A 23,849-nucleotide genomic window follows, 5' to 3' on the forward strand; every position below is an offset into this window, starting at 1 on the left:
CCATGCCACGCACCACCGGGATCTGGCTGCGCGCCGAGGCCGCGCCGGACGAGCGGCGCACCCCCCTCGTCCCCGCCGACGCGGCCGAGCTGGTCGCCGCCGGCGTCCCCGTCACCGTCGAGGACGCCCCGCAACGGGCCTTCCCCGCCGCCCAGTACGCCCGGGCCGGCTGCCGTGTCGTGCCCGCCAACAGCTGGCCGGAGGCCGACCCGGAGCAGACCGTGCTCGGCCTCAAGGAGCCGGTCAGCCCGCCCGCCGCGCTGACCCACCAGCACGTCTTCTTCGGCCATGCCTACCGGGACCAGCGCGGTGGGCCGGCCCTGCTGCGCCGTTTCACCGACGGCGGCGGGACCCTCCTGGACCTGGAGTACCTCACCGACGCCGACGGCCGCCGGGTCACCGCCTTCGGCTACTTCGCCGGCTACGTGGGCGCCGCGCTCGCCGTGCTCCAGCAACGCGGCGAGCTGACGGCCCCGTTGACCGCCACCACCGCCGAGCGGCTGGACGCCGCGCTCCGCGCCCGCCAGGGCGGGGCGCGTGCCCTGGTGATCGGCGCGCTCGGCCGCTCCGGCCGTGGCGCGCTCCGGGCCCTGGCGGTGGCCGGCGTGCCCGCCACCGCCTGGGACCAGGCAGAGACCCAACAGCTGGACCGGCCGGCGCTGCTCGCCCACGACCTGCTGGTGAACGCGGTCGCACCGGCCGCCCCCGGCCCGCCCTTCCTCACCGCTGGCGACGCCGAGCGCGCCGACCGCGCCCTGACCGTGGTCGCCGATGTCACCTGCGACGTGACCTCCGACCGCAACCGCCTCCCCGTCAACGACCGGGTCACCGACTGGGCGCGGCCCGCGCGCCGCCTCCGGGGCGACCCCCCGCTGGACGTGATCGCGGTCGACAACCTGCCCTCCCTGCTGCCCCGCGAGTCCAGCACCGCCTTCTCCGCCGGCCTGCTGCCGCACCTGGCCGCGCTCCCGGGCGGCAGCCCCGTCTGGGAGCGGGCCGCGGCGGCCTTCCGGCACGCCCTGGCCACCACCGACCACCCGTGAGTGAGGACCGATGGCTGACCTGATTCCACCGACCGGCCGCGTGCACTGGGTCGGGACCGGCCGCTCCACCGGCAGCGGCCTGGGGCTCGTCTGCGACGGCGCCAGCACCGTCCTGTGGGGCCGGACCGTTGACCGCGCCGAGTCCTGCCTGCGCCGCCTCGACCTGCTCGGCCGCGCCGAGCCCCGCGCCTTCACGCCCGCCGCGCTCGCCGGCGAACTCGCCCCGGGCGACGTGCTGGTCTCCATGCTGCCGGCCGGCGAGCACCCCGCGCTCGCCGAGCTGGCTCTGGCCGGTTCCGCGCACCTGGTCTGCTCCAGCTACGTCAGCCCGGCCCTGGCGGCTCACGGCAAGCGGGCGGCCGAGCTGGGCACCGTGCTGCTCACCGAGACCGGCCTCGACCCGGGCATCGACCACCTGCTGGCCCACCAACTGGTGCGCGCCGCCCGGCAGGTCACCGGTGACCGCCCCGCCTCGGTCCGCTTCGGCTCCTACTGCGGCAGCAACCCCGCGGTGCCCAACGACTTCCGCTACCGGTTCAGTTGGGCGCCCCGCGGGGTGCTCACCGCGCTGCTCACCCCGGCCCGGCTGATCGAGGACGGTGTCCCTCGGACGGTCGACCGCGCCTGGGAGGCGGTCACCAGCCACACCGTCGCCGGCGAGACCTTCGAGGTCTATCCCAACCGCGACAGCCTGCCCTTCATCGCCACCTACGGCCTGCCGGCGACCTGGCGGCTGGAGAGCTTCGTGCGCGGCACGCTCCGTCTCGACGGCTGGCACGAGGCCTGGAAGCCGGTCTTCGCCGAGCTGGCCGAGGCCGACGAGGCGGGCGTCACCGCGCTGGCCGAGCGGCTGGTCGCCCAGCACCCGACCGCCGAGGGTGACCGCGACCGGGTGGTGATGGCCGTGCGGTTGGAGCTGCGCACCGACGACGGCCAGCCGTGGGCGGGGGAGTGGACCATCGACGCGGTGGGGGACGCCCGGGAGAGCGCCACGTCCCGCCTGGTCTCCGTGCCGCTGGCCGGCGGCGTGCTGGAGGTCGCGGCCGGCCGGGTGCCGCCCGGGCTCCACCAGGCCACCGACGACCCCGAAGCGGTGCCCCGCTGGCTGGCCTTCCTGGCCGAACACGGGATCACCGCCACCTTCCACGGCGACGGTGGAGCCTGAGATGCCCGTGCGCCCCGTGAGTCCCGCACCCGCGGCTGCTGCCGCCGCCCACGGCCCAGCCGGCCGCCCCGCCGCGTGCACCGGAGCGGCCGGATGAGCCCCGCCGGGACCGCGCTCCGCCGCGGGGTGGTGCCGCTGCTGGCCTTCGCCGTGTTGACCGCCGCCATGGACGTCTACGCCGGCAACCGCTTCGAGGTGATCAGCCCGGCGGCCCTCGCCGCCGTCTCCTTCACCCTGGTGGTCGCCTTCTTCGCCGCCGTCGAAGCCGGCCGGCGAGTGGCCCGCGGCCCCGCCCCCGCCGGGCCCGGCGCCCTCACCACCCACCGCCGGGACCTGCTGGCCATCAACATCACCACCGCGCTGACCTGGCTCAGCACCTTCTACGCCCTGGAACACCTGGAGCCGGCCATCGTCAACGTGGTCGGCCTCGCCCTCGGGCCGGTGGTGACCGCGCTCGCCGGCCCGCTGCTGCGCCGGCACAGCCGGGTGCTGGCCGCCGAGGTCCTGGTCTCGGTCGCCATCTGCGGGCTGCTCGGGCTGCTGATGTGGGGCTCGTTCAGCGGCCGGAGCGGGCTGGGCGAGCTGAGCACCGGCGCCGCGGCGCTCGGCCTGGCCTGGACCCTGGCCTGCGCCGCCGGCTCCGCCGTCAACATCATCTACATGAAGCGGCTGGACGACGCCGGCTGCGCCCCCGGCACGGTCCTCGCCACCCGTTTCCTGCTGATCGGCGCGCTGTCCTGGGGGCTGGTGGCCCTGGCGGACGACGCCCGGCTCGGTGCGGCCCTGCTGCCCGGCGCCGTGGTGGCGGTGATCGGCGTCGGCCTGCCGATCTACGTCCTCCAGGTCGGGGTCCGGCACACCGAGCCCATCACCACCTCCCTGCTGATCTGCCTCTCCCCGCTCTTCGCCCTGGCGCTCCAACTGGCCGACGGCCGCCTGGCGTTCTCGCCGCTCACCCTCGGCGGGGTGCTCGGTGTCGTCGCCCTCGTCGCGGTCGGCGTGCTGGTCAGAGACCGCAGCACGCCCGCCCCGCCACCGCTGGCGGCGCCCGAGCCGGTCGCCGCGCTGACCGCCACACCGGGCCCGGTGCCGCCCCCGGGCGCGCCGGTCGGTCGCCAACCGAGGGAAGAGCCACGCGAAGGAGCCCCGTCGTGACCATCGCCATCGTCGACGCCTACGGCGCCGGCCGGCTGCTGCCCGAGGCGCTGCGCTCGCGCGGGGTCGAGGCCGTCCATGTCCGCTCCGCCCGCCCGGACACCCGACTCGCCTACCGGCCGGAGGACTTCGCGGTCGACCTCAGGTACGGCGGCGACCTCGCCGCGACCTGCCGGGAGCTGCGCGCCCTGGGGGTGACCGGGGTGGTCGCCGCCGCCGAGTCCGGGGTGCGGCTGGCCGACCAGCTGGCCGCGGCGCTCGGCGTGCCGGGCAACGACCTGGTGCGCTCCCCGGCTCGCCGGGACAAGTTCGCGATGCGCGAGGCGGTCCGGGCCGCCGGCCTGGCCACGGCCGCCAGCCGGTGCGGCAGCGCGCTCCGCGAGAGCCTCGACTGGGCGCGGGCGCACGGGCGTTGGCCGGTGGTGCTGAAGCCGTCCCGCAGTGCCGGCGCCGACCACGTCTTCGTCTGCCACTCGCTGACCGAGGTCGCCGACGCCCACACCCGGATCATGGCGGCGGTCAACCGCTACGGGGAGCGCAACGAGGTGGTGCTGGCCCAGGAGTTCCTGGTCGGCACCGAACACTATGTGAACACCGTCAGTCACGACGGCCGGCACCGGGTCGTCGAGGTGTGGCGGTACCACAAGCGGCTGGTGGACGGCCGCTCCGTCTACGATTACGAGGACCTGCTCGCCCTGGACGAGCCGGGGGTGCGGGAGCTGGTCGACTATGTGCGCGCCGTGCTGGACGCGTTGGGCATCCGGGAGGGTGCCGCGCACACCGAGGTGATGCGCACTGCCGCCGGCCCGGTGCTGATCGAGTGCGGCGCGCGGCTCGGTGGCGGCCAGACGCCCGCGCTGCTCACCCGCTGCGTTGGCGCCGACCAGGTCAACAGCCTGGCCTACGCGATCGCCGAGCCGGCCGGCTTCCTCGCCGAGGCGGAGGCCCCCTACCAGCTCAAGAGCCGGCTGCGCTGCGTCAACCTGATCTCGCCGCGCGCCGGTCGGGTGCCGGCGGACGCCGGCTGGCAGCCGGTGCGGGAGCTGCCCTCGTTCGCCGAGCTGGTGCTCAACGCCCCGGCCGGCAGCCGGCTCACCCGCACGGTGGACATGGCGACCTGCCCCGGCACGGTCTACCTCAGCCACGACGACCCGGCGGTGCTGGCGGCCGACCACCGGGCGTTGCGGGAATGGGAGGTCACCTGGCTCTACGCCAGCTGACGGGCAGCCGCCCCCGAAGCAGCGCCGGTCATCCCCGGTCCGCTCCGGGGACCCTGGCCTCGCACTCCACCTCCACCTCGGCGGTGTCCTCCCCCGCGTCCCGGGTGGACTCCGCGACGACCTCGCCGTCGACCACGATCTCGCAGGTCAGACGCCCGTGGCCGGCCGCGTAGAGGTACACGCGCTGGTTCGGCAGCAGCAGTGCGGCGTCGTGCACCGGGAGGCGCCGCCGGCCCTGGGGCAGGCCGACCACGTCGATGTCCTCCCGGCTCACCGCCGCGATGCCCGCGTTGCCCGTCACCCGGTACTCCACCGGCAGGGCTCCCGCGTCGAGGAGCCGCTGCCGCTCGGCATCCCGCCGGCGGTCCTCCAGGTGTTCGTGCCGCAACACCGCCACGCAGGCGACGGCGGTCGCCAGGGCCAGGGAGCCGAGCACTATTCCTCTGATCATGGGGTGAACGTAGCGACCGGACAGCACGAATACGTCACACGATCACCATGGAGGTACCGCCGTGCTGGGCTCGCGTCGCGGGCGCCGCCGAGCACCGGACCTACGATGGCGCGGTGAGTGTGCACCGTGTGCCGGCCGCTGAGGTGTCGGTCTCCCCGAGGCTGGTACGGGAGTTGCTGACCGATCAACACCCCGACCTGGCAGGGCTGGACATCGTGGTGCTGGCCAACGGTTGGGACAACGTGGTCTGCCGGCTGGGCCGGGACCACCTGGTGCGGCTGCCCCGGCGGGCCGCTTCCGCCGTCCTGGTGGTGAACGAGCAGCGCTGGCTGCCCGAACTCGCCGCCCACCTGCCGCTGCCGGTCCCGGCACCGGTCCGGGTCGGGCGGCCCGGTCGGGGCTATCCGTGGTCCTGGAGCGTGGTGCCGTTCCTGCCAGGGGAGATCGCCGCCCGCACGCCGCCGGCCGATCCGGGCGCGGCGGCGCGCGCCCTCGGGGAATTCCTGGCCGAGCTGCACCGGCCGGCGCCGTCCGACGCGCCGGGGCATCCGGCCCGGGGGATTCCGCTGGCCGGCAGGACCGCCCGGCTGATGGCCCAACTGCCCACCCTGGCCGACCCGGTGGAGCGGGCGGCCGCGCTGCGGCTCTGGGAGTACGCCACCGCGGCGCCCGCCTGGGCCGGACCGCCCGGCTGGCTGCACGGCGACCTGCACCCGGCGAACCTGCTGGTCGACCAGGGCCGGCTCAGTGCCGTGCTCGACTTCGGCGACCTCACCGCCGGGGACCCGGCCACCGACCTGGCGGTGGCCTGGATGCTGCTGCCCGCGCCGTACCGAGCGGAGTTCCGGGACGCGTACGGCCGCGCCGACGACGCGACCTGGGTGCGGGCCAGGGGCTGGGCCCTCGCGCTGGCCCTGGTCTTTCTGGCGCACTCGGCCGACAGCCCGCTGATGGCCCGGATCGGTCGCCGCACGATGGACGCGGTGCTGGACCGCGACGCGGGATCGGACGAGGGGCCGAACGAGGGGCCGGCGCCCACGGGATGACGGCCCGGACCTCATTCGGCCGGTCCGGCCTCCGGTGGGTCGGGCGTCTCGGCCGCCTCGTCGAGGTCGGCCACGCAGAGCAGTTGCCGGCCGGCCAGGTCGGAGCGGGTGGCGCGGGCCGCCGCGTACTCCGGCGACGCGTACCAGCGCCTGGCGTGCTCCCGGCTGGGAAAGGCGAGCACGGTCAGCCGCCGGTCCGCCGGCCAGTCGCCCTCCAGCGGCTCGGGCAGCGCGCCCCGCGCCAGATACCGGCCGCCGTAGCGGGCGACGGACTCCTGGGCCAACTCCCGGTAGCGGCGCACCTCGGGGCCGTCCCGGTGCTCGGCCTGCGCGATCACATAGGCGGTCACCCGGCCAGGATGGCAGCGTCGGCCACCGGCCGGGCCGCTTCGCCACCCCGTTCACCCCCGCGTGGGACGCGGGGCGACATCGTCCCCGAGGCCGGACCGGCCAGGGCGGCCCGGCTCCGCTCCGGCCGCGCCTGGCCGGCACGCGGCTCGGGTTCAGACCGCGCCGACGGCGAACGCCTCGCGGCGGTGGACGGGTCGCTCGATCTCGTCGAGCAGCGCGACCGCGAGGTCCGGGTAGCTGATCCGCTCCGCCAGATCGGTGTGGGTGCCGACCCGGTAGCGCCCGGTGCGCCCGGCCGTCCGGTCGAAGTCCCCGACCGGGGCCACATACGCCCAGTCCAGGAGCGTTTCCCGGAGCGCGGCCAGGCCGGCCGCGTGGCCCTCGCAGAACGCGCGGAACGCGTCCGGGTAGCCGGGTTCGTCCATCAGCGGGATGCCGGAGGCACCCGGCAGCACCGGCGCCAGACCGACCACCAGCAGCCGCTGGACGCCAGCCGAGGCGAGCCCGGTGGCGAGCGCCCGCACGGACCCGGTGAAGAACACGTGCGCCGGGACCCGCGGGTCGGCGGCGGCGCTGATCGCCGCGTCCGCGTCCGCCGCGGCCTCGGCCACGTCCGTCGCGCCGGTGACGTCGCCGGCCACCACTCGGGCGTCCGCCGTCAGCCCGGTGTGTCGGGCCGGGTCCCGCACCACGGCGGTGACCTGGTGGCCCCGCCGGCGGGCCTCGGCGACGGCGGCCCGGCCGGCCCGGCCGCCCGCGCCGAAGATGACGATCCGCATCGGTGAACTCCTCACTGCTGGGCCGGAGTCGCCTCGCCCCGGCCGGTCGGCCCGAAGCTAGCCGAGCCCCTGGTTACCGGTCGGATACCGACGAGGGTGCCCCGGCACGAGGGAGCCTCCGCGCGCCGACCTGTTCGACGGGGTCTGCCCCACCTCGCCGCGCCCGATCCGGTACGGCGAGACCCGTGGGCGGCCCTGATCGTCCCGTGCCTGGCGGACGGTGCGCGCCGCCTCTCCGCACCGCGCGTGCCGCCGCACCGGGTGACCCCAACGGCCTCACCGCGTCGTCGCGCGCCCTGGGGCGGGACGCGTTGGTCAGCCGGGACGAGCGGTACACCGCGAGCGGCCGGCGTACCGGCTGACCCGGCTCGGGGAGGGGCCGCTCGGCCCGCTGGAGGTGATGTGCGGCTGGGTTCCCTCGGGCAGCGTCCGCCAGTTGGCACGGTGGCAGGCGGGCGCTGCCCGAGGGAACCCAGCAGGTTCGCGGACAGCGCGGCGGCCAACGTCCGCCGACTGGTCGGATACCCGCTGGGCGGCGCGGACATGTTGCGCCGCGCGATGGGCAGGAAGAGACCGGAGGTGCCTGGCCGCCGAGTGGAAAGGTTCCACGGCGGGACGCGCGCCAACGGATTCTCCGACGAGTCGGTCCAGGCGCCCCGGGACGTGATGCTGCCCTTCTCCGGCAACGCCTTCGACAAGCCGCACACCGCCGGCCACGCACCGGTCCCCTCCTGGACGGCCTCCCTCACGGCCCACTACCCGGCCGAGCGCGCCGGGCACGCGGTCAGCCCCAGCCAGCAGTGGCCGCGGCGACAACCGCCCGCCACCGAACGGGAGATGCCGGGCCGATGCCTCTCGGCGCTCGCGCTGAACGGTTCGACGGTGTGGCGCGGCGGCCGGCCGCTGGTGCGGCTCGCCGTCCGGGACGGCCGGCGGACCACCGCCCGTGGGCCGGCCGCGCGGATGAACGTCGTCGCCGGCGACGTCGCCGGCGCCGCCGATGGCGAGGGCGCGTGCGGCGTGGAAGTCCGGGAGGGTTCGGCATGACGACGGAGGCCGTCGACTGGCGGCGTGCGACGACCCCGCCCTGCCCGCGGTGCGCGCGGCCGGCGGCACTCACCGCGCGCTACCCCCACCGCTGGCGGAACGCGGCGGGCGCCTGGGTCGAGGGGTGGCGGGAGGCGTTGCTGTGCGGGCACTGCGACGGCCAGGAGGCCACGGCCCGGCCGCTGTTGACCCTCCTCGCGAGTGAGCAGGGCGTAGGTGCACCGGAGTTGACCCGGCTGGGGCCGTTGGTGACGGCCTGGCTGGCGGCCGTCGGGGACCGCACCCCGGAGTGGGGGCGGCTGGCCGCCGAGGCGGCCCGCTGGCGGGCCGGCGACCTCTGAGCGGCGGGTCAGGCGCCGTCCCGGCGCCGGGACGCGCGCCGTTGCAGCGCCTGGCGGCGCCGGCGCAGCCGCGCCTGCTTCGCGCGGCTCGTCCGCCGCGCCGCGGCCGCCGCCCGTTGCTCCGGGCCTGGCTTGGGCCGGCGGCCCAGCGTGAGCAGCGCCCACAGCAGCACGCCGATGAAGATCAGGCACAACACCGCCAGAATCAGGCCGAGTTGGCCGGGCAGATCGCCGATCTCGTAGTCCCGGTACCGCATGCGCCCCGCCCTTTCTGCCGCACATGCGTCCGCATCTGCGCGTGCCGCAGCCTACTGCGCGCGGCGTTGGTTTTGCATCCGCACGGGCGGACGCGGCGCGATCGTCAGTTTTAGTGATCGGATATCACCCTGGCGAGTGATATCCGTTCTCACGCAGCGTGAGTTTCTCCGGCCGGGGCCGCGGTTCGCTCTCGTTGGGTAACGGGCCTGGTCGCCGGGCTGACTTGCGTCATTGTGCGGAGGAGGCAAGGCCTTGGCCGCGTGTGCCGGTCGTGGAAGTGTTCCGGAAAAGATGGCGGGATGTAGTTTGCATGCGGCAGGATGGGCGGCGCCTTTCCCGTCGCAGCGCGATAGATTCTGCTGGCACGGAGAAAGCCCCGAGACCGGTCTAGGACACCGGCCCCGGGGATTGTTGCTCGAACATGAGGAAAGTGAAATCACATGCTCGACCTGCGAGTCCGAGTGCTGGTGCAGCCCTCGGCCTGCCTTTCCATTCTGCCAGTTTCCCCGGTGCCGGGCGAGTCCGCGGTGCCGCTCCGATGGCTCGGCCAGGTGTGCGTCCTGGTCGTTGTGTTGGTGCTCCTGGTGCTGGTGTCGGCCGACGGTGGCGGGGCGGTGTTCGGCGAGTGGGCGCTGAGCGCGCTGCTCGACGGCCTGCTCGCCGATACCACGCGTCAGCAGGGGAGTTGATGACCGGCTGATACTTCGCGCCGGGTGCCGCGCCCCGAGCCGGGTGCGGCACCCGGTGGTGCGCCGGGGTGCGTGCGGGCGCCGGAGGGCATCGGCCGGCGCCGCCCGCACGGTGTGCTCCCCTTCTTCCGTGAACTACCCGCGAAACTCCTGAGATCCCTCATAATCGTGCACTAGGGTCGTCTTCCGTGGCGCCCTCGGTGTCGCCTGCCCTCTTTGGGTTCACATGCCGGCTGAGGGAAGAACGGGAGGCAGGGAAATAACTTCGCACATCGATATCAGCACACCCAGCATCGCACGAATGTACGAGTATCTGCTCGGTGGCGCCGAGCATTATCAGGTGGACCGGGAAGCCTGCGCCGAGTTGTTACGGGTTGCCCCCAGCGCGGTCTCCGTGATGCGTAACAGCAGGGCTTTCCTGGAGCGGGCGGTCCGCTGCCTGGCGGCGGAGCACGGGGTCACCCAGTACATCGATTTCGGGGTGGGCCTGCCGGCCCGGGAGAACGTCCACCAGATCGCCCGGGAGTACGTGTCCGAGCCGCGGGTGGTCTATGTCGATATCGACCCGATGGCGGTCGCGCACGGCCGGCTGGTCCTGGAGGAGGACCAGGGGACCCTGGTGCTCGGGGCCGACATCACCCGGCCCAACGATGTCTTCGACGACCCGCGCGTGGTCCCTCTGCTGCAAGCACGGCCCACGGCGGCGCTCTTCGGCTCCGTGCTGCACTGCCTGAGCGACGAACAGCGTCCCGCCGAGGTGGTCGCCCAGGTCAGGGAGCGGCTGGCCCCCGGGAGCTTCGTCGTCATCTCGCACCTGGTGAGCGACGACGAGCACGACCGGCGGGAGATCAGCGCGCTGATGGCGGAGCTGACCGGCGGCCGGTGGGGCCGGGTGCGGCAACGCGCCGAGGTGGAAGCGTACTTCGCCGGCACCCGGCTGTTGGAGCCGGGCGTCACGGACGCCCGCGAGTGGCGGCCGGACGGTCGACTCCAGCCGCCCCAGGGCACCGACGAGTGGACCGGGTGGTGCGGGGTCGCGCGGATCTGAGGGCCCGGGTCTGACCCGCCCCGGGGGGTGGGCGGGGCGAGTCAGCTGAGGGCCGGGTCCTTCCGGCGGTACTCCTCGATGGTCCGGTCGAGCAGCGCGTTGGTCCGTTCCTTGCTGGCGGCGACACCCTTGCTCTGGTCCAGCAGGTGGCGGTACCGCTCCAGGTCCGCCGGTCGGGTCACATAGGTCGCGCTCTCCAGATGCTCCAGGTAGACCAGCTCGGACGGCCCGCCGTCGCCGAAGTGCAGGCGGGTCACCGGGTAGTTGGGGACATGCCCCACCCCGCCCTCGAACTCGATCACCCGCAGGTGCAGCAGGTCGCTCAGCGCGAGCCGCCGCAGGTGCGCCAACTGCCGCCACATGACGCCGTATCCGCCGACCGGGCGGCGCAGGATGGCCTCGTCCAGCAGCGCGAAGACGGTGGGCCGCTGGGCCGCCTTGAGGATGCGCTGGCGGGAGACGCGCAGCGCGACCTTGCGCTCGATCGTCGTGGTGTCCGCGGTGGGCAGCGCGCTCCGGATCACGGCCCTGGCGTACTCCTCGGTCTGCAACAGCCCAGGCACCACGTGGTCCTCGTAGCTGTGGATCTCGACCGCCGAGCCCTCCAGGCCTATCAGGCGGCGCAGGTAGTTCGGGGTGACATCGCTGAACTGCCACCACCAGGGGTGCAGTCGGGCCTGCTGGAGCAGCATCCGGATCTCCCTGGCCTTCCCCTCGGAGACGCGGAAGAAGGTGATCAGGTCCTCGATGTCGCGTTCCTTGGGCGAACACGCGCCGCGCTCCAGCCGGCTGATCTTGGCGGCCGAGCCGCGAATCGGCTCCGCCGCCTGTTTGAGGGTCAGTCCCCGCTCCTTGCGTAGCTGTCGGAGGCATTCCCCCAACACTCGCTGGGCCGCCTCCGGCGTTTCCCAACGAGTGCTGGGAAGGTCGCCGGAGGCGGCGACACGAAGCCGGCTGGGACCGCTAGCGGACATGCGCACTCTCCGTTGAATCGGGTGGACAACCAGTATCTACCGACGCGAGTACGCATGTCCGCTCAACCGCCCCATTGGGGCGGGAGTTTCACGGCCTCACAGCAGTGAATCGAACTCGCCGGACTTGACTCCGGAGACGAATGCGCGCATCTCCGCCGGGGTATACACCAGCGCCGGGCCCTGCGGGAAGCGCGAGTTGCGGACCGCGACCTCGCCGTTCGGGAGGGACGCCAACTCGACGCAGTTGCCGTCCCCCGCGCTTGCCGCGCTCTTCACCCAGGTGACTCCGGAGAAACGGTCGGACGGGGCGCCGTTCTCGAACATCAATGGCACAGCTCTTCCCTTCTCGCGCAAATATGCGAATGGGTCCGCCAACGGGCGGACGGGGGTGGGGAGTTCCTCGGTCTGCACCGGCCGGATGCAAGGGCAACCGCAATTGCGGGACGTCGGAACCGTAGTGGCCGCCCCCGGCTTCCCGCGTCCCCCGCACGGGTGGCGGTGAGTGCGCGGCGCGGCCCCCAGGGCGTCAGTTCCATGGCGTTGCCCTGGCGCGCCGGGGCAACCACGGGCGCCGACCGGGTGGTTGCCCGGCAAGGGGTGCGACGGGATGTCCCGGTCGGCCGGCCTCCCCGAACGGGGCGCGGCTCAGGGGTGGCGGGACCAGGGCTCGGTGCGGCCGACGGTCTGCCGGGGCGCGGGGTCGGCGAGGGCGCGCAGCGCGCCGTAGGAGATCTCCCGGTCGGTCAGCCAGCGGGTGCCGCCGTCCGGCCGGTCGACATACCCGAGCACCACGCTGCGGTAGTGGCGCGGCGGGCGGTACTCCGGCGGCGCGGGCCGGCTCGCCGTCGGGTCGGCGCCGGCGCTGCCCCAGAGGTGGACCACCGTCGCGTCCGGCGCCAGCACCCCGTCCAACGCCCGGTGCACTCCCGCCCCGTACGGACGATGCACCCACAACACCGCGGTGCCCACCGACTGCTGTCCGGCGGCCCGGGCGACGGCCGCGGCCAGCTGGACGGGCTCGGACCAGTCGGCCTGGACCGGCACCAACCGGCCGATCGCCGACGGGTTCCCGGGGGCGGCGCGCTCCGGGTGTCGGCCGGCCACCAGCACCGTCGCGCCCGCGTCGAGCAGCTCGTGCACCGCGAACCGCAGCATGCCGGTCCCGCCGACGACGAGTACCAGTCGTTCACCGTCCATAGGCCCATTGTCCCCCGGCGCGGGGTCAACCGTGCACCGCTCCGCACGGGTTGGGTGCCGGTGACCTCGGTCAGCCCTTCCTGGTGGCCTCGCTGTGCGGGATGACCAGCGGCCGGCCGGTGAGTGGGTCGTCGATGACCACACAGGGCAGGCCGAAGACCCGGTCCACCAGCTCTGCCGTGAGGATCTCCGCCGGCGGTCCCTCGGCGACCACGGCGCCGTCCCGCATCGCGACCAGGTGGCTGGCGTAGCGGGCGGCGTGGTTGAGGTCGTGCAGGACGGCGACCAGGGTGGTGCCGTCCCGGTTGAGCCGGGCGAACAGGTCGAGCAGCTCGATCTGGTGGGCGATGTCCAGGTAGGTGGTGGGCTCGTCGAGTAGCAGCAGCGGGGTCTCCTGGGCCAGGGCCATCGCGACCCAGGCGCGCTGCCGTTGGCCGCCGGACAGCTCGTCCACCGTCCGGTCGGCGAGGCCGGTGACGTCGGTGGCGGCCATGGCGGCGGCGACCGCGGCCCGGTCCTTCGGGGTGCGCTGCTGGAAGAGCGACTGGTGCGGGTAGCGGCCCCGGGCGACGAGGTCGCCGACGGTGATCCCCTCGGGCGCGACCGCGGTCTGCGGCAGCAGGCCGATCCGCCGGGCGACCTCCTTGGTCCGCAGCCGGGCGATGTCCGTGCCGTCCAGCAGCACGCCGCCGGCGGCCGGCCGCAGCAGCCGGGCGAAGCCGCGCAGCAGGGTCGACTTGCCGCAGGCGTTGGGGCCGACGATGACGGTGAACGAGCCGTCGGGGATGGCCACATCGAGGTCGGTGGCGACGGTGCGTCCGTCGTAGGCGAGGGTGAGGGCCGCGGCGCGCAGCCGCGCGGTGGCGTCGGTCAACGGACTCTCCGGGGTCAACGGACTCGGCGGGGCCGGCGGGGTCGCCCGGCGCGGCGGACGTTCCTGGCTCACGGTCGGCGCGCCTCCCGCACCAGCAGGCTCAGCAGATAGGCGCCGCCGAGCACGACGGTGACCACGCCGACCGGCACCGGGTTGGGCGGCAGGTGTTGGGCGATCAGGTCGGCGCCGAGCAGGACGAAGGAGCCGGTGAGGGCGGCGTGCGTCAGCGGGATGCCGGGGGCGGCGGCCAGCCGGCGGGCGATCTGCGGGGCGGCCAGCGCGACGAACGCGATCGGCCCGGTCGCCGCGGTCACCACGGCGGTCAGCAGGATGCCGAGCCCGATGATCGCCAGCCGGGCCGGCTCCACCCGGACCCCGTGCGCGGCGGCCGCGTCGTCCCCCAACTCCAGTTGCCGCAGCGGCCGGTTGGCGGCCGCGACCAGCGGCAGGGCGGCGGCCAGCACGCCGAGCGCGGGGCCGACGTCCGGCCAACCGGCCAGGCTCAGCGAGCCGTTGCCCCAGATGGCGGCGCTCATCGCGACCTCGACCTGGGCGCGCAGCAGCAGCCAGGCGTTGACCGCGTGCAGCATGGCGGTCACGCCGACGCCGACGATGATCAGCCGGAAGCCCTGCACCCCGTCGCGGTAGGCGAGCAGGTAGATGACGAGCGCGGTGGCCAGTCCGCCGACCAGCGCCCCGCCGGTTGCGGTGGCCAGGGTGCCGCCGAGCACCGTGGTGGCGACGATCACCCCGGTGTAGGCGCCGCTGGCGAAGCCGATGATGTCGGGGGAGCCGAGCGGGTTGCGGGTGATGGTCTGGAAGAGCGCGCCGGCCAGCCCGAGGGCGGCGCCGAAGGCGACGCAGGCGGTGACCCGAGGCAGCCGCCACTCCAGCACCACCACCGAGTCGAAGCCGGCCGAGCCGCCGAGCCCGGCGAGCACCTGGCCGAGGCTGAGCCGGTAGTCGCCGACGGCCAGGGCGACGGCCGCGAGGACGAGCAGCGCGGCGGTCAGCGCGCCGGCCACCAGCCGGGAGCGGAGGGTCCTGGTCACAGCGCGATCGCCCGCCCGCGTCGGGCCAGGGCGATCAGCACCGGCGCGCCCAGGAAGGCGGTGACGATGCCGACCGGCATCTCGCCCGGCCAGACCACCACCCGGGCCAGGATGTCGGCGCTGATCAGCAGGACGGGGGCGAGGACCACGGTGAGCGCGGTGATCCAGCGCTGGTCCGGCCCGGATATCCAGCGCGCGACGTGCGGCACCATCAGGCCGATGAACGAGATCGGCCCGGCGATCGCGGTGGCGCCGCCGGCCAGCAGGGTCACCGCGAGCACGGTGCCGAGCCGGGTGCGCCAGGGTGAGGCGCCGAGCGCGGCGGCGGTCTCCTCGCCGAGGCCGACCACGTTGAGCGGGCCGGCCAGCAGCACGGCGAGCAGCAGTCCGGCGGCGAGGAACGGCCAGACCGGCGCGGCGGTCGCCCAGCCGCGGCCGACGAACGAGCCGGCCTCCCAGGCCTGGAGCGCGTTGAAGGTGCGCGGCTCGGCCACCCGCAGGCCGGAGACGACGCCGGCGAGGATCGCGGTCACCGCGACCCCGGCCAGGGTGAGCCGCACCGGGTCGATGCTGGCCCGCCGCGCGCCGCCGACCAGGGCCACCACCACGGTGGCGGCGAGCGCCCCGGCGAAGGCGAAGGCGAGGTAGCCGGCGCTGGAGCCGATGCCGAGGACGGCGACGGCGAGTGCCACCGCGAAGGAGGCGCCGGCGGTGACGCCGAGGATGCCGGGGTCGGCGAGCGGGTTGCGGGTCAGGGCCTGGACCAGGGCCCCGGCGACGCCCAGCGCGATGCCGACGGCCAGGGCCAGCACGGTGCGGGGCAGCCGCAGCGTGACCACCGCCCGCCGGTCGGCCTCCGGCACGGGGTGGCCGAGCAGCGCGTCGAGCACGACGTCGGGCGGCACCGGTCGGGAGCCGATGCCGAGGCTGAGCACGATCACCACCAGCAGGGCGGCGATCCCGCAACTGAGGGCCACCGCACGGGAGGCGGCCGGCCCGCGACCAGGTCTCTTCATAGCGAAGGTTAGCCTAACCTAAGCTGACGTCGGCGCCCGCTCGGGCCGACGGACCTCCCTGCCCCCGTTCGAGGAAGCAACCGATGCGCTACACACGCCTGTTCACCACGCTGGCCGCCGGGGCCCTGCTGACGCTCACCGCCTGCGGCGGCGAGAGCGACTCGGCCGGGGCCGCCCCGGAGGCCGGCGCCCCGGCCGCGGCCGAGGGCGCCTTCCCGGCCACCATCGCGACCAAGTTCGGCGACGTGACCGTCGACGAACGACCCGAACGGGTGGTCGCGCTCGGCTGGGGCGACGCCGAACTCGCCTTGGAGCTGGGCGTCCAGCCGGTGGGTGCCGCCGACTGGCTGGCCTTCGGCGGCGAGGGTGTGGGCCCCTGGAACGAGGGCCGGTACGACGAGTCCCCGGAGATCCTCGGCACCCTCGAACTCTCCTACGAGGCCGTCGCCGAGCTGCGCCCCGACCTGATCCTCGACGTCCGCGGCTCGGGCGACGAGGAACGCTACGAGCGGCTCTCCTCCATCGCCACCACCATCGGCGTCTCCGACGGCGGCGACTCCTACCTCACCCCCGCCGACGACCAGGTGCGGATGATCGCGGCGGCGCTCGGCAACGTGGAGGGCGGCGAGGAGATGCTCGCTGAGACGGACGCCGCGTTCGAGGCGGTGGCCGCCGGCCACCCCGAGTGGGCGGGCCGCACGGTGACCGCCGCGACCCGCACCAGCGAGGGCTGGGGCGCCTACGTCAACGACGCGCGGGTCGACTTCCTGGAGCGGCTCGGCTTCACCCCGAGCCCGACCATCGCCGAGCTGCCGGTGGACGCCAACGGCTGGACCGTCTCCCTCTCCGAGGAGCAACTCGACCAGCTCGACGCCGACCTGATCGTCGCCTTCCCGATCTGGATCGACGTCGCGCAGATCGAGGACAACGCCAGCTGGCGGGCGGTCCCGGCGGTCGCCGACGGCCGCGCCGTGGTCATCACCGACGACCTGTCGGCCGCCTACTCGCTGGGCACCCCCACCGCGCAGCGGTACGCCCTGGCCGAGCTGGCACCGCAGATCGAGGCCGCGCTGGGCTGACGCCCCGTCAGCTCCCGGCGGCCCGGCGGACGGCGTGCCGCCGGTGCCCGCCCGGGGTGAAACGGCGGTGTTCCCGGTTCCCGAAACGGCCTGGCCCTCCCGGGGGCGCGCGAACGGAGCGGTGGCGGGGGCGTCTTGGCCTCACCGTCCGTTCGACCGGGCCGGGCCCGCGGGGACGCCGACGGGTCAGCCGTCGGGGTCGGTCGGGTCGTTCGGCCGGCCACGGCCGGCGGCCCGGCCCCCTGGCGCCGACCGCGCCCGCTGGCCCGAACAGGTCGGTGGCGAGGGCGTCCTGGAGCTTGGCTTGACCGGCGACGGGCCAGCCTGGGTGGACGGCGGCCTGCTCCGTGGCTGGCCGCTCGGCCGGCCCGGCCCCCGCACCGGGGGCCGGGCCGCGGCGCCGTTCCCCGACCGAACGGCGCCGTCGCCCCCCGGTCGGGGTCAGGCGGCCTGCTCCAGCAGGCCGTCGAAGGCGGAGCCGCGGCAGGCCCAGACCACCGGGCCGGCCGCGTACTCGGCGTCGGTGAGCAGGCAGGAGGCGAGCAGCGCGCTGAGGCCGGCCTGGTCGAGGTCGGGGGAGACGAAGACCAGGTGCTGGCCCCGGTCGCCGTGCTCGGGGTGCCAGTCGACCAGCGCGGCGGCCCGCCGCTCGGCCGGCAGTTGGTCCCACTCGGCGGCCGGCAGGGCGGCGAGCCACGGGCCGAGGTCGTCCACGGCGAGGGCCCCGCCGGCCGCGTCCCAGGAGAGCAGGGAGTCGGTCCGGTCGGCGAGCCAGAACCGGCCCCGGCTGCGTAGCGCCGCGCAGGCCAGGTCGGGCAGGGCGGCGTAGAGCCGGTCCGGGTGGAACGGCCGGCGGGCCCGCCACACGTGGGTGGTCACGCCCTCCGCGTCGTGGTCCTGGGGGAGCAGCGCGGTGGCCGGGTGGACCCGGGCGGCGGCGGCCGTGGCGTCGAAGCCGGCGGTCACCTCGGCCAGGAAGCCGGCCGCCGAGGGGTCGGTGACCCGGGCCAGCGGGTGGAGTTGGGCGAGCAGCGCCCGGTCGGCGGCGTCCGGCGCGGTCTCCCCCTCGACCAGCGCCAGCACCGGGGCGTACTCCAGCTGGCGGGCGAAGGTGTCGCCGACGGTGCGGTTGTCGGTGCGGGCCGCGGCGAGGCCGGCGTCCGCCAGGTCGTCGGCGTTGGCCAGCGAGGCCAGGACCAGCGCCGGATCGACGGCGGTGACCACGCCGACCAGGGCGAGCCGTTCGGCGCCCTGGGTGCCGAGCACCCGCGCGATGGACTGGGGCTCCACCGAGTCCCACAGCTCGACGACGGCCAGCGCGCACAACTCCCCGCTGTCCGCGACGCGTTCCAGCTCGGGCAGCAGGTCCTCGCGGAGCGCGCAGCAGGCGCAGTCGTTGACCAGCGGCGCGGACGTCTCGTCCAGCACCCCGCCGGCGTCCCGCAGGACGCGTCGGACGGTGCCTTCGGCGGCCGACCGCAGGTCGTGGTGGAGCGCGACGGCGCGGGGCACCGCGCGGAGCAGGGCGTCGACCGTGGCGCGCCGGGCGTCGGCGTGCAGGCCGGCGACGATCACCGTGGGCAGCATCAGCGGGCCTCGTGCTGGGCGTAGCGGCGGCGGAAGCGCTCGACCCGGCCGGCGGTGTCCACGATCCGGACGTTGCCGGTGTAGAAGGGGTGGCTGGCCGAGGAGATCTCGACGTCGAAGACCGGGTAGACCTGGCCGTCCTCCCACTCCACGGTGGGGGTGCCGGGGCGGGAGACCAGGGTGGAGCGGGTCAGGAAGGCGAAGCCGGCGGCACGGTCACGGAAGACCACGGGGCCGTAGGCGGGGTGGATGTCGGGCTGCATGGCGGGGCCTCTCGTGCGCTGCGGTGACGGGGGACGGGGGACGGGGGACGGGGAACGTGGGACGTGGGGTGGAGGCGGCCGGGAACGGGGACGGGGGACGGGCCGGTGGCGGCCGGAAAGCCCACTCTACCAAAACGAGAATCATTTTCATTAAGTGGCCCGGGGTGGCCCCGAGCTGGACCGCGGGGCACTGGGGGCGTGAAGCGTGAAGGGCTGGAAATGATTATCAGGGTTGCCGTACGGGTGGCCGGGGACGCGGCCCGCGGGTGGCGGCCCCCGTCGTGATTGGGGAGGACCGATTCTTCGTGGCAGCGCCGCTGTTCCTGGAACCCCGACTGGAGCCGCCACTGGCCGAGTTGCTCGCCGCCCCGGACCTGCTGCACGGGCTGGTCGACGCCCTTGGCTCGCCCCTCAACGTGCTCCTCCCGGACGCGATCGCCGCCAACGTCGCCGCGTTCCGCGCCGTCTACCGGCGCCACCACCTCGACGGGCCGATCTACTTCGCGCACAAGGCCAACCGGTCCAGCGCGCTGGTGCGCCGGCTGGCCGCGACCGAGGCGGGCATCGACGTCGCCTCGCTCGGCGAGCTGAGCCACGCCCTCGGCGCCGGCTTCGCCCCCGACCGGGTGCTGGCCACCGGCCCCAAGGACGCCGACTTCCTGTGGCTGGCCGCCCGCGCCGGCGCGACCGTGCACGTGGACGCGCCCGCCGAGCTGGTCGAGCTGGCCGGGCTGGTGCGGGCGCACGGGCTGCCCCGGGTGCGGGTGCTGCTGCGGCTGTCCGCGTTCGAGTCCGCCGGGGTCCGGCTGCTGACCCGGCGCAGCCGGTTCGGGGTCCCGGTCGCCGACCTCGGCGCGCTGCTCGACCTCGTCGAACAGCACCGCGACGCGGTCGAGTTGCTCGGCGTCGCCTACCACCTGGACACCACCGGCATCGCCGAGAAGGCGCTCGCCCTGGAGAGCTGCGTGCTGGCCATGGACGAGGCCGGCCGCCGGGGCTTCCGGCCCCGGGTCATCGACATCGGCGGCGGCTTCGGCACCTCCTACCTGGCCGACGGCGAGCAGTGGGCGCGCTACACCACCGAGCTGACCAACGCCGTGCTCGGCCGCCGCCCCCCGCTGACCTGGCGCGGCCACGGCTACGGGCTGCGCAACGAGGGCGGCACGGCGCGTGGCCGGCTCACCCTCTACCCGGCGCACCGGCCGGTCGCCGGCCCCGACTACCTGGCCGAGCTGCTGGCCACCCGCGCGCCCACGCTCGAACGCACGCTGGCCGACGTGCTGTTGGACCACCTCTACGAGTTGGCCATGGAGCCGGGGCGGGCCCTGGTCGACCAGTGCGGGCTCTCCCTCGCCCGGGTGGTGGATGTCCGCCCCACCGACGACGGCGCCCACCTGGTGCGGCTGGGCATGAACGCGGGGGACGTCAGCCTGGAGGAACACGGCGTGCTGGCCGACCCGCTGATCGTGCCCAGGGCCGGCCCACCGCCCACGGCGGACGGCGCCCCCGACGGCGAACGGGACGGCGAACCGGTCGGCGTCTACCTGGTCGGCAACCTCTGCCTGGAGGCCGACCTGGTGACCAGGCGACTGGTCTTCCTGCCGCGCCTGCCGGCCAGGGGCGAGCTGCTCGCCTTCGCCAACACCGCCGGATACTGCATGGACTTCCACGCGCACCACGCGCAACGGCAACCCAGCGCCCGCAAGGTCGCGGTCGGCCGCCGGGACGGCGCCTGGTGGTGGTCCCTGGACGAACAGTACTGGCCGACCACGCACACGAGCGGAGAAGCATGAGGTACGACGACATCACCGAGGCCATCGGCAACACCCCGCTGGTGCGTATCGACCCGGCCGTCCACGGGCTGCGGACCATCGACCTGTACGCCAAGCTGGAGCTGCTCAACCCCTTCGGCTCGGTCAAGGACCGCGCCGCCTGGGGCATGCTGCGGCCCGGGCTGCCGGCGGCGGTCGCCGCCGGGGCGCAGGTGGTGGAGCTGTCCAGCGGGAACACCGCCAAGGCGCTGGCCGCGCTCGCCGGCATGCACGGGTTGACCTTCAAGAGCGTGACCAACCGGATGCGGGTGCCGGAGATCCGTGAACTGCTGTTGCTGCTCGGCGCGGAGATCGAGGAGTTGCCCGGGCGCAGCGAGTGCCTGGACCCGACGGACACCGACGACCCGCTGACCCAGTTCCACCAGGCGCTCGCCGAGGACGGCGCCGCCTACCTGCACACCGACCAGTACTTCAACCCGCGCAACAGCGAGGCGCACGCCACCGGCACCGGGCCGGAGATCGTCAAGGACCTCGGCGGGCGGGCCCCGGACTGGTTCATCGCCTGCGTCGGTACCGCCGGTTCCTCCAGTGGCGTCGCCCGGGTGCTGCGGGAGCAGGACCCGGGGGTCGGCGTGGTCGGCCTGGTGGCCCAGAAGTCGGACTTCATACCCGGCATCAGGACCCTGGACGAGGTGAACGAGGTGGGCCTCTTCGACCCGGGCACCTACGACACCATCGAGGCGGTCAGCGCCGACGAGGCGATCGACGGGATGGTGGCGCTGAACCGCCGCTGCGGCCTGCTGGCCGGGCCGACCAGCGGCGCCGCCTTCCACGGCGCCGTCAGGTACCTGCGGGAGCGGGACGCGGAGCCGGTGGGGGAGGGCGAGCGGCGGACCGCCGTCTTCATCGCCTGCGACCGGGTGGAGAGTTACCTCAGCTATGTGCGGCAGCGGCGCCCCGAGCTGCTCGGCGCCCGGCCGCACCGCAACGCGCTGGCGACGGTCACCGAGGCGGAGCTGGCCGCGGTGCGCAGCCTGGACGTGGCGGCGGCCCGGGAGTGGATCGCCAGCGACCGGCCACTGGTCATCGACCTGCGCGGCTCGCACGCCTACGCGGCGCTGCACCTGGCCGGCTCGCTGAACATGGTGGACGAGCTGTTCGAGCAACAGGTGCGCGGCGGGCTGCCGTTCGGCCGGAACCAGCCGGTGCTGCTGGTCTGTCCGGTCGGCGAGAAGTCCGCGCTGTTCGCCGCCCTGCTGACCAGGATGGGTCACCGGGACGTACGCAGCCTGGCCGGTGGCGTGGTCGCCTGGCGCGACGCGGGCGCCCCGCTGGTGCGGGACTGACCGTGACCGACGCCGAACTCGCCCCGCTGCGCGACTGGCAGCGCGAGCTGCGGGCCCAGTTCCCCATCATCACCGCCCATCCAGAGCTGGCCTACCTGGACAGCGCGGCCACCGCGCAGAAGCCGCGCGCGGTGCTGGACGCGGCCCAGGAGTACCTGGTGACCGGCAACGCCAACGCCGGGCGCGGCACCTACCCCTGGGCCAACCGCACCACGGCCGCGCTGGCGGCGACCAGGGCCCGGGTCGCGGAGTTCCTCGGCGACCCCGACCCGGCGCGCTCCACGGTGCACCTGGTCAGCGGCACCAGCGAGGGGCTGCGCTCGGTGGCCCTGGACTGGCTCGTCCCGCAACTCGCGCCGGGGGACGAGATCCTGGTGCCGTTCGCCGACCACCAGGCCAACCTGGCGCCCTGGCGGGAGGCCGAGCGGGCGCTGGCCAGGGCCGGCGTGGGGATCACCGTCCGGGGGCTGCCCTACCAGGACAGCTCGGGGGACTACGACCACCGGGCGCTGCGCGCCCTGGTCGGCCCGCGCACCCGGTTCGTCGCCGCCACCCACGTGCACCACGTGCTGGGCGGCGACATGAACGTGCACCGGTTGCGCGAGGTGCTCGGCCCCGAGGTGCCGATCTGCCTGGACGCCGCGCAGGGCGTCGGCCACCTGCCGCTGTCGGTGGCCGAACTCGACGTGGACTTCGTGGTGTTCTCCGGGCACAAGGCGCTGGCGCTGCCCGGCACCGGCGCGGTCTGGGCCCGGCAGGCGCGCGGCCCGGCCTACCGGCCCGGGGGCTGGCAGGGGACGCCCAACACGGTCGGCGCGGTCTCCCTGGCCGCCGCGCTCGACTGGCTGACGGCGGCCGACGTGCGGCGGATCGAGCGCTGGACGGTCGGGCTGGCGGCCCGGCTGACCGAGGGGCTGCGCCGGCTGCCGCAGTACGAGGTGCTGGGCTGTCAGCTGAGCCTGGCGGCGGACTCGGCGGCGGCCCGCCGCCGTGGCATCGTCTCCTTCCGGCACCGCGACATCACCTCGGCCGACCTGGGGTTCGTGCTCTACAGCCACGGCTACATGGTCCGCGCCGACGCGCTCTGCCGGGCCGGTGTGGACCCCGCCGACGAGCGGGCCGGCGTGGTCCGGGTCAGCACGCACGTCTACAACACCCCGGAGGAGATCGATGGGTTGCTGTCCGTGCTCGACACCCTCGACTGAACCGCTAGTGAAAACCATCTCCAGGTAGGGTGATCGCCGAATGTCTCGTGAGACGGCGGAGGTGCCCGTTCCGATGGGTGTGAGCATGGCGACGGCCGAGCTGTGGGTCGATCGCTGGGAGCGGCAGCAGCGGCGGTACGCGATCCAGCGCGAGGAACGGTTCGCCGTCCTCGCGGACGTGGCGGAGTACGCCACCCGGGGCGTGTCCCGACCGCTGCTGGTGGACCTGGGGTGTGGTCCGGGTTCGCTGGCCGCCCGGGTGGCCCGGCGGGTGCCGCGGGCGGAGCTGGTGGCGGTGGACCGGGACCCGCTGCTGCTGGAGTTGGCCCGCACCCACCACGCGGACGCCGCGCGGTATGTGGAGGCGGTGCTCGGCGCGGACGGCTGGGTCGAGGAGTTGGGCCTGACCAGGGCCCCCGACGCGGTGCTCTCGGCCACCGCGCTGCACTGCCTGTCGGCCGCCACGCTGGCCAGGACCTACCGGCAGGTGGCCGCCGTGCTGCGTCCGGGTGGGGTGTTGGTCAACGCGGACCACTTCCCTGAGGACACTCCCGAGGGTGATCCCGCCGGCTCGGCGCTGGCCGCGCACCTGGGGCGCAGCCGGTTGGCGGCCACCCTGCGCGGTGACGAGCCGGACTGGGAGTCCTGGTGGCGGGGGGTGGCGGGCGATCCGGAGCTGGCCGATCTGTGTGCCGAGCGCGCCCGCCGTCCGGCCGGCGAGGAGGGCCCGGACAACGGCCTCTCCTTCGCGGCCCACGCCCGGCTGCTGCGGGCGGCCGGTTTCCGGGCGGTCAGCACGGTCTGGCAGTACGGGGAGAGTCGCGTGCTGGTCGCCTTCTGCTGACCGCCGTCACCCCGTCCGAGGGTGAACCCCCTGCGGGTGAAAGGGGA

The 23,849-nt window shown here is 74.9% G+C and carries 26 protein-coding genes; 14 read left to right on the forward strand and 12 right to left on the reverse strand.

Annotation, left to right across the window (positions count from 1 at the left end):
- The first annotated feature begins 2 nt into the window (after positions 1–2).
- The 4 genes from RM844_RS19625 (at position 3) to RM844_RS19640 (ending at position 4,583) form a co-directional block, all read left to right on the forward strand.
- Positions 3–1,043: a Rossmann-fold NAD(P)-binding domain-containing protein gene (locus RM844_RS19625; RefSeq protein WP_311668587.1), complete on the forward strand. Its 1,041-nt coding sequence runs from the start codon at positions 3–5 to the stop codon at positions 1,041–1,043.
- A gap of 10 nt (positions 1,044–1,053) precedes the next feature.
- Positions 1,054–2,208, forward strand: coding sequence for a saccharopine dehydrogenase C-terminal domain-containing protein (locus RM844_RS19630; RefSeq protein WP_311668588.1), 1,155 nt, complete (start codon positions 1,054–1,056; stop codon positions 2,206–2,208).
- A 93-nt stretch (positions 2,209–2,301) separates the two neighbouring features.
- Positions 2,302–3,363, forward strand: coding sequence for a DMT family transporter (locus RM844_RS19635; RefSeq protein WP_311668589.1), 1,062 nt, complete (start codon positions 2,302–2,304; stop codon positions 3,361–3,363).
- Positions 3,360–4,583 carry an ATP-grasp domain-containing protein gene (locus RM844_RS19640; protein WP_311668590.1) on the forward strand — a complete coding sequence of 408 codons (1,224 nt, stop codon included), beginning with the start codon at positions 3,360–3,362 and terminating at the stop codon, positions 4,581–4,583. The genes RM844_RS19635 and RM844_RS19640 overlap by 4 nt, the downstream gene beginning before the upstream one ends.
- Positions 4,584–4,611: 28 nt before the next feature.
- On the opposite strand, the gene RM844_RS19645 is transcribed toward RM844_RS19640, so the two are convergent.
- Entirely contained in the window at positions 4,612–5,034 is a 423-nt protein-coding gene (locus tag RM844_RS19645) for a hypothetical protein (RefSeq protein WP_311668591.1), read from the reverse strand.
- A 113-nt stretch (positions 5,035–5,147) separates the two neighbouring features.
- On the opposite strand from RM844_RS19645, the gene RM844_RS19650 reads away from it, so the two are divergent.
- A complete protein-coding gene (locus RM844_RS19650; protein WP_311668592.1) occupies positions 5,148–6,080 on the forward strand; it encodes an aminoglycoside phosphotransferase family protein in 933 nt (310 codons plus the stop codon).
- A gap of 11 nt (positions 6,081–6,091) precedes the next feature.
- Here RM844_RS19650 and RM844_RS19655 read toward each other — a convergent pair whose 3' ends face one another.
- Entirely contained in the window at positions 6,092–6,430 is a 339-nt protein-coding gene (locus RM844_RS19655; protein ID WP_311668593.1) for a DUF1330 domain-containing protein, read from the reverse strand.
- A gap of 153 nt (positions 6,431–6,583) precedes the next feature.
- A complete protein-coding gene (locus tag RM844_RS19660; protein WP_311668594.1) occupies positions 6,584–7,210 on the reverse strand; it encodes an NAD(P)-dependent oxidoreductase in 627 nt (208 codons plus the stop codon).
- Between the two features lie 594 nt (positions 7,211–7,804).
- On the opposite strand from RM844_RS19660, the gene RM844_RS19665 reads away from it, so the two are divergent.
- Positions 7,805–8,257 (forward strand): hypothetical protein, encoded by a 453-nt coding sequence (locus tag RM844_RS19665; protein WP_311668595.1) that lies wholly within the window; start codon positions 7,805–7,807, stop codon positions 8,255–8,257.
- The gene (locus RM844_RS19670) at positions 8,254–8,598 is read left to right on the forward strand and encodes a DUF6300 family protein (RefSeq protein WP_311668596.1); all 345 of its coding nucleotides are present in this window, start codon (positions 8,254–8,256) and stop codon (positions 8,596–8,598) included. The genes RM844_RS19665 and RM844_RS19670 overlap by 4 nt, the downstream gene beginning before the upstream one ends.
- Before the next feature lie 8 nt (positions 8,599–8,606).
- Here RM844_RS19670 and RM844_RS19675 read toward each other — a convergent pair whose 3' ends face one another.
- Positions 8,607–8,855, reverse strand: coding sequence for a hypothetical protein (locus RM844_RS19675; protein ID WP_311668597.1), 249 nt, complete (start codon positions 8,853–8,855; stop codon positions 8,607–8,609).
- 441 nt (positions 8,856–9,296) lie between these two features.
- Here RM844_RS19675 and RM844_RS19680 point away from each other — a divergent pair, with 441 nt between their 5' ends.
- Both RM844_RS19680 and RM844_RS19685 read left to right on the forward strand, forming a co-directional pair.
- Positions 9,297–9,545: a hypothetical protein gene (locus RM844_RS19680; RefSeq protein WP_311668598.1), complete on the forward strand. Its 249-nt coding sequence runs from the start codon at positions 9,297–9,299 to the stop codon at positions 9,543–9,545.
- A gap of 226 nt (positions 9,546–9,771) precedes the next feature.
- Positions 9,772–10,593: an SAM-dependent methyltransferase gene (locus RM844_RS19685; RefSeq protein ID WP_311668599.1), complete on the forward strand. Its 822-nt coding sequence runs from the start codon at positions 9,772–9,774 to the stop codon at positions 10,591–10,593.
- Positions 10,594–10,634: 41 nt separating this feature from the next.
- Here the strand turns inward: RM844_RS19685 and RM844_RS19690 are convergent, their stop codons facing one another.
- From RM844_RS19690 to RM844_RS19715, 6 genes are all read right to left on the reverse strand, one after another.
- A complete protein-coding gene (locus RM844_RS19690) occupies positions 10,635–11,567 on the reverse strand; it encodes a helix-turn-helix domain-containing protein (RefSeq protein WP_311668600.1) in 933 nt (310 codons plus the stop codon).
- Positions 11,568–11,663: 96 nt separating this feature from the next.
- Positions 11,664–11,891 (reverse strand): DUF397 domain-containing protein, encoded by a 228-nt coding sequence (locus RM844_RS19695; RefSeq protein WP_394814552.1) that lies wholly within the window; start codon positions 11,889–11,891, stop codon positions 11,664–11,666.
- A gap of 321 nt (positions 11,892–12,212) precedes the next feature.
- Positions 12,213–12,764, reverse strand: coding sequence for a Rossmann-fold NAD(P)-binding domain-containing protein (locus RM844_RS19700; RefSeq protein WP_311668602.1), 552 nt, complete (start codon positions 12,762–12,764; stop codon positions 12,213–12,215).
- Positions 12,765–12,834: 70 nt separating this feature from the next.
- On the reverse strand, positions 12,835–13,656 hold the full coding sequence (locus RM844_RS19705; protein WP_394814553.1) for an ABC transporter ATP-binding protein: 822 nt from the start codon (positions 13,654–13,656) through the stop codon (positions 12,835–12,837).
- 50 nt (positions 13,657–13,706) lie between these two features.
- A complete protein-coding gene (locus tag RM844_RS19710) occupies positions 13,707–14,690 on the reverse strand; it encodes a FecCD family ABC transporter permease (protein WP_311668603.1) in 984 nt (327 codons plus the stop codon).
- Entirely contained in the window at positions 14,687–15,706 is a 1,020-nt protein-coding gene (locus tag RM844_RS19715) for a FecCD family ABC transporter permease (RefSeq protein ID WP_311668604.1), read from the reverse strand. The genes RM844_RS19710 and RM844_RS19715 overlap by 4 nt, the downstream gene beginning before the upstream one ends.
- Before the next feature lie 83 nt (positions 15,707–15,789).
- On the opposite strand from RM844_RS19715, the gene RM844_RS19720 reads away from it, so the two are divergent.
- Positions 15,790–16,785 carry an iron-siderophore ABC transporter substrate-binding protein gene (locus RM844_RS19720; RefSeq protein ID WP_311668605.1) on the forward strand — a complete coding sequence of 332 codons (996 nt, stop codon included), beginning with the start codon at positions 15,790–15,792 and terminating at the stop codon, positions 16,783–16,785.
- 441 nt (positions 16,786–17,226) lie between these two features.
- On the opposite strand, the gene RM844_RS19725 is transcribed toward RM844_RS19720, so the two are convergent.
- Together RM844_RS19725 and RM844_RS19730 are read right to left on the reverse strand one after the other, a co-directional pair.
- Entirely contained in the window at positions 17,227–18,372 is a 1,146-nt protein-coding gene (locus RM844_RS19725; protein WP_311668606.1) for a CobW family GTP-binding protein, read from the reverse strand.
- Entirely contained in the window at positions 18,372–18,635 is a 264-nt protein-coding gene (locus tag RM844_RS19730; protein ID WP_311668607.1) for a type B 50S ribosomal protein L31, read from the reverse strand. Before RM844_RS19730 ends, RM844_RS19725 begins: the two co-directional genes overlap by 1 nt.
- 305 nt (positions 18,636–18,940) lie before the next feature.
- Here RM844_RS19730 and RM844_RS19735 point away from each other — a divergent pair, with 305 nt between their 5' ends.
- The 4 genes from RM844_RS19735 to RM844_RS19750 all read left to right on the forward strand — a co-directional run bounded on the left by RM844_RS19735 (position 18,941) and on the right by RM844_RS19750 (position 23,802).
- On the forward strand, positions 18,941–20,428 hold the full coding sequence (locus RM844_RS19735; RefSeq protein WP_311668608.1) for a Y4yA family PLP-dependent enzyme: 1,488 nt from the start codon (positions 18,941–18,943) through the stop codon (positions 20,426–20,428).
- Positions 20,425–21,753 carry a pyridoxal-phosphate dependent enzyme gene (locus RM844_RS19740; protein WP_311668609.1) on the forward strand — a complete coding sequence of 443 codons (1,329 nt, stop codon included), beginning with the start codon at positions 20,425–20,427 and terminating at the stop codon, positions 21,751–21,753. Before RM844_RS19735 ends, RM844_RS19740 begins: the two co-directional genes overlap by 4 nt.
- Positions 21,754–21,755: 2 nt before the next feature.
- Entirely contained in the window at positions 21,756–22,958 is a 1,203-nt protein-coding gene (locus RM844_RS19745; RefSeq protein WP_311668610.1) for an aminotransferase class V-fold PLP-dependent enzyme, read from the forward strand.
- Positions 22,959–23,031: 73 nt separating this feature from the next.
- A complete protein-coding gene (locus RM844_RS19750; RefSeq protein ID WP_311668663.1) occupies positions 23,032–23,802 on the forward strand; it encodes a class I SAM-dependent methyltransferase in 771 nt (256 codons plus the stop codon).
- Positions 23,803–23,849 lie beyond the last annotated feature (47 nt).

It is taken from the genome of Streptomyces chisholmiae (genome assembly GCF_031845445.1).
GTDB classification, from domain to species: domain Bacteria; phylum Actinomycetota; class Actinomycetes; order Streptomycetales; family Streptomycetaceae; genus Streptomyces; species Streptomyces chisholmiae.

What these genes read in the sequence shown, in the direction of transcription:
- RM844_RS19730 (WP_311668607.1), bottom strand. Translation starts at nt 18,635, where the DNA reads ATGCAGCCCGACATCCACCCCGCCTACGGCCCCGTGGTCTTCCGTGAC.
- RM844_RS19700 (WP_311668602.1), bottom strand. Translation starts at nt 12,764, where the DNA reads ATGGACGGTGAACGACTGGTACTCGTCGTCGGCGGGACCGGCATGCTG.
- RM844_RS19725 (WP_311668606.1), bottom strand. Translation starts at nt 18,372, where the DNA reads ATGCTGCCCACGGTGATCGTCGCCGGCCTGCACGCCGACGCCCGGCGC.
- RM844_RS19750 (WP_311668663.1), top strand. Translation starts at nt 23,032, where the DNA reads ATGGGTGTGAGCATGGCGACGGCCGAGCTGTGGGTCGATCGCTGGGAG.
- RM844_RS19635 (WP_311668589.1), top strand. Translation starts at nt 2,302, where the DNA reads ATGAGCCCCGCCGGGACCGCGCTCCGCCGCGGGGTGGTGCCGCTGCTG.
- RM844_RS19630 (WP_311668588.1), top strand. Translation starts at nt 1,054, where the DNA reads ATGGCTGACCTGATTCCACCGACCGGCCGCGTGCACTGGGTCGGGACC.
- RM844_RS19625 (WP_311668587.1), top strand. Translation starts at nt 3, where the DNA reads ATGCCACGCACCACCGGGATCTGGCTGCGCGCCGAGGCCGCGCCGGAC.
- RM844_RS19680 (WP_311668598.1), top strand. Translation starts at nt 9,297, where the DNA reads ATGCTCGACCTGCGAGTCCGAGTGCTGGTGCAGCCCTCGGCCTGCCTT.
- RM844_RS19670 (WP_311668596.1), top strand. Translation starts at nt 8,254, where the DNA reads ATGACGACGGAGGCCGTCGACTGGCGGCGTGCGACGACCCCGCCCTGC.
- RM844_RS19715 (WP_311668604.1), bottom strand. Translation starts at nt 15,706, where the DNA reads ATGAAGAGACCTGGTCGCGGGCCGGCCGCCTCCCGTGCGGTGGCCCTC.
- RM844_RS19690 (WP_311668600.1), bottom strand. Translation starts at nt 11,567, where the DNA reads ATGTCCGCTAGCGGTCCCAGCCGGCTTCGTGTCGCCGCCTCCGGCGAC.
- RM844_RS19740 (WP_311668609.1), top strand. Translation starts at nt 20,425, where the DNA reads ATGAGGTACGACGACATCACCGAGGCCATCGGCAACACCCCGCTGGTG.
- RM844_RS19685 (WP_311668599.1), top strand. Translation starts at nt 9,772, where the DNA reads ATGCCGGCTGAGGGAAGAACGGGAGGCAGGGAAATAACTTCGCACATC.
- RM844_RS19660 (WP_311668594.1), bottom strand. Translation starts at nt 7,210, where the DNA reads ATGCGGATCGTCATCTTCGGCGCGGGCGGCCGGGCCGGCCGGGCCGCC.
- RM844_RS19695 (WP_394814552.1), bottom strand. Translation starts at nt 11,891, where the DNA reads ATGTTCGAGAACGGCGCCCCGTCCGACCGTTTCTCCGGAGTCACCTGG.
- RM844_RS19675 (WP_311668597.1), bottom strand. Translation starts at nt 8,855, where the DNA reads ATGCGGTACCGGGACTACGAGATCGGCGATCTGCCCGGCCAACTCGGC.
- RM844_RS19720 (WP_311668605.1), top strand. Translation starts at nt 15,790, where the DNA reads ATGCGCTACACACGCCTGTTCACCACGCTGGCCGCCGGGGCCCTGCTG.
- RM844_RS19645 (WP_311668591.1), bottom strand. Translation starts at nt 5,034, where the DNA reads ATGATCAGAGGAATAGTGCTCGGCTCCCTGGCCCTGGCGACCGCCGTC.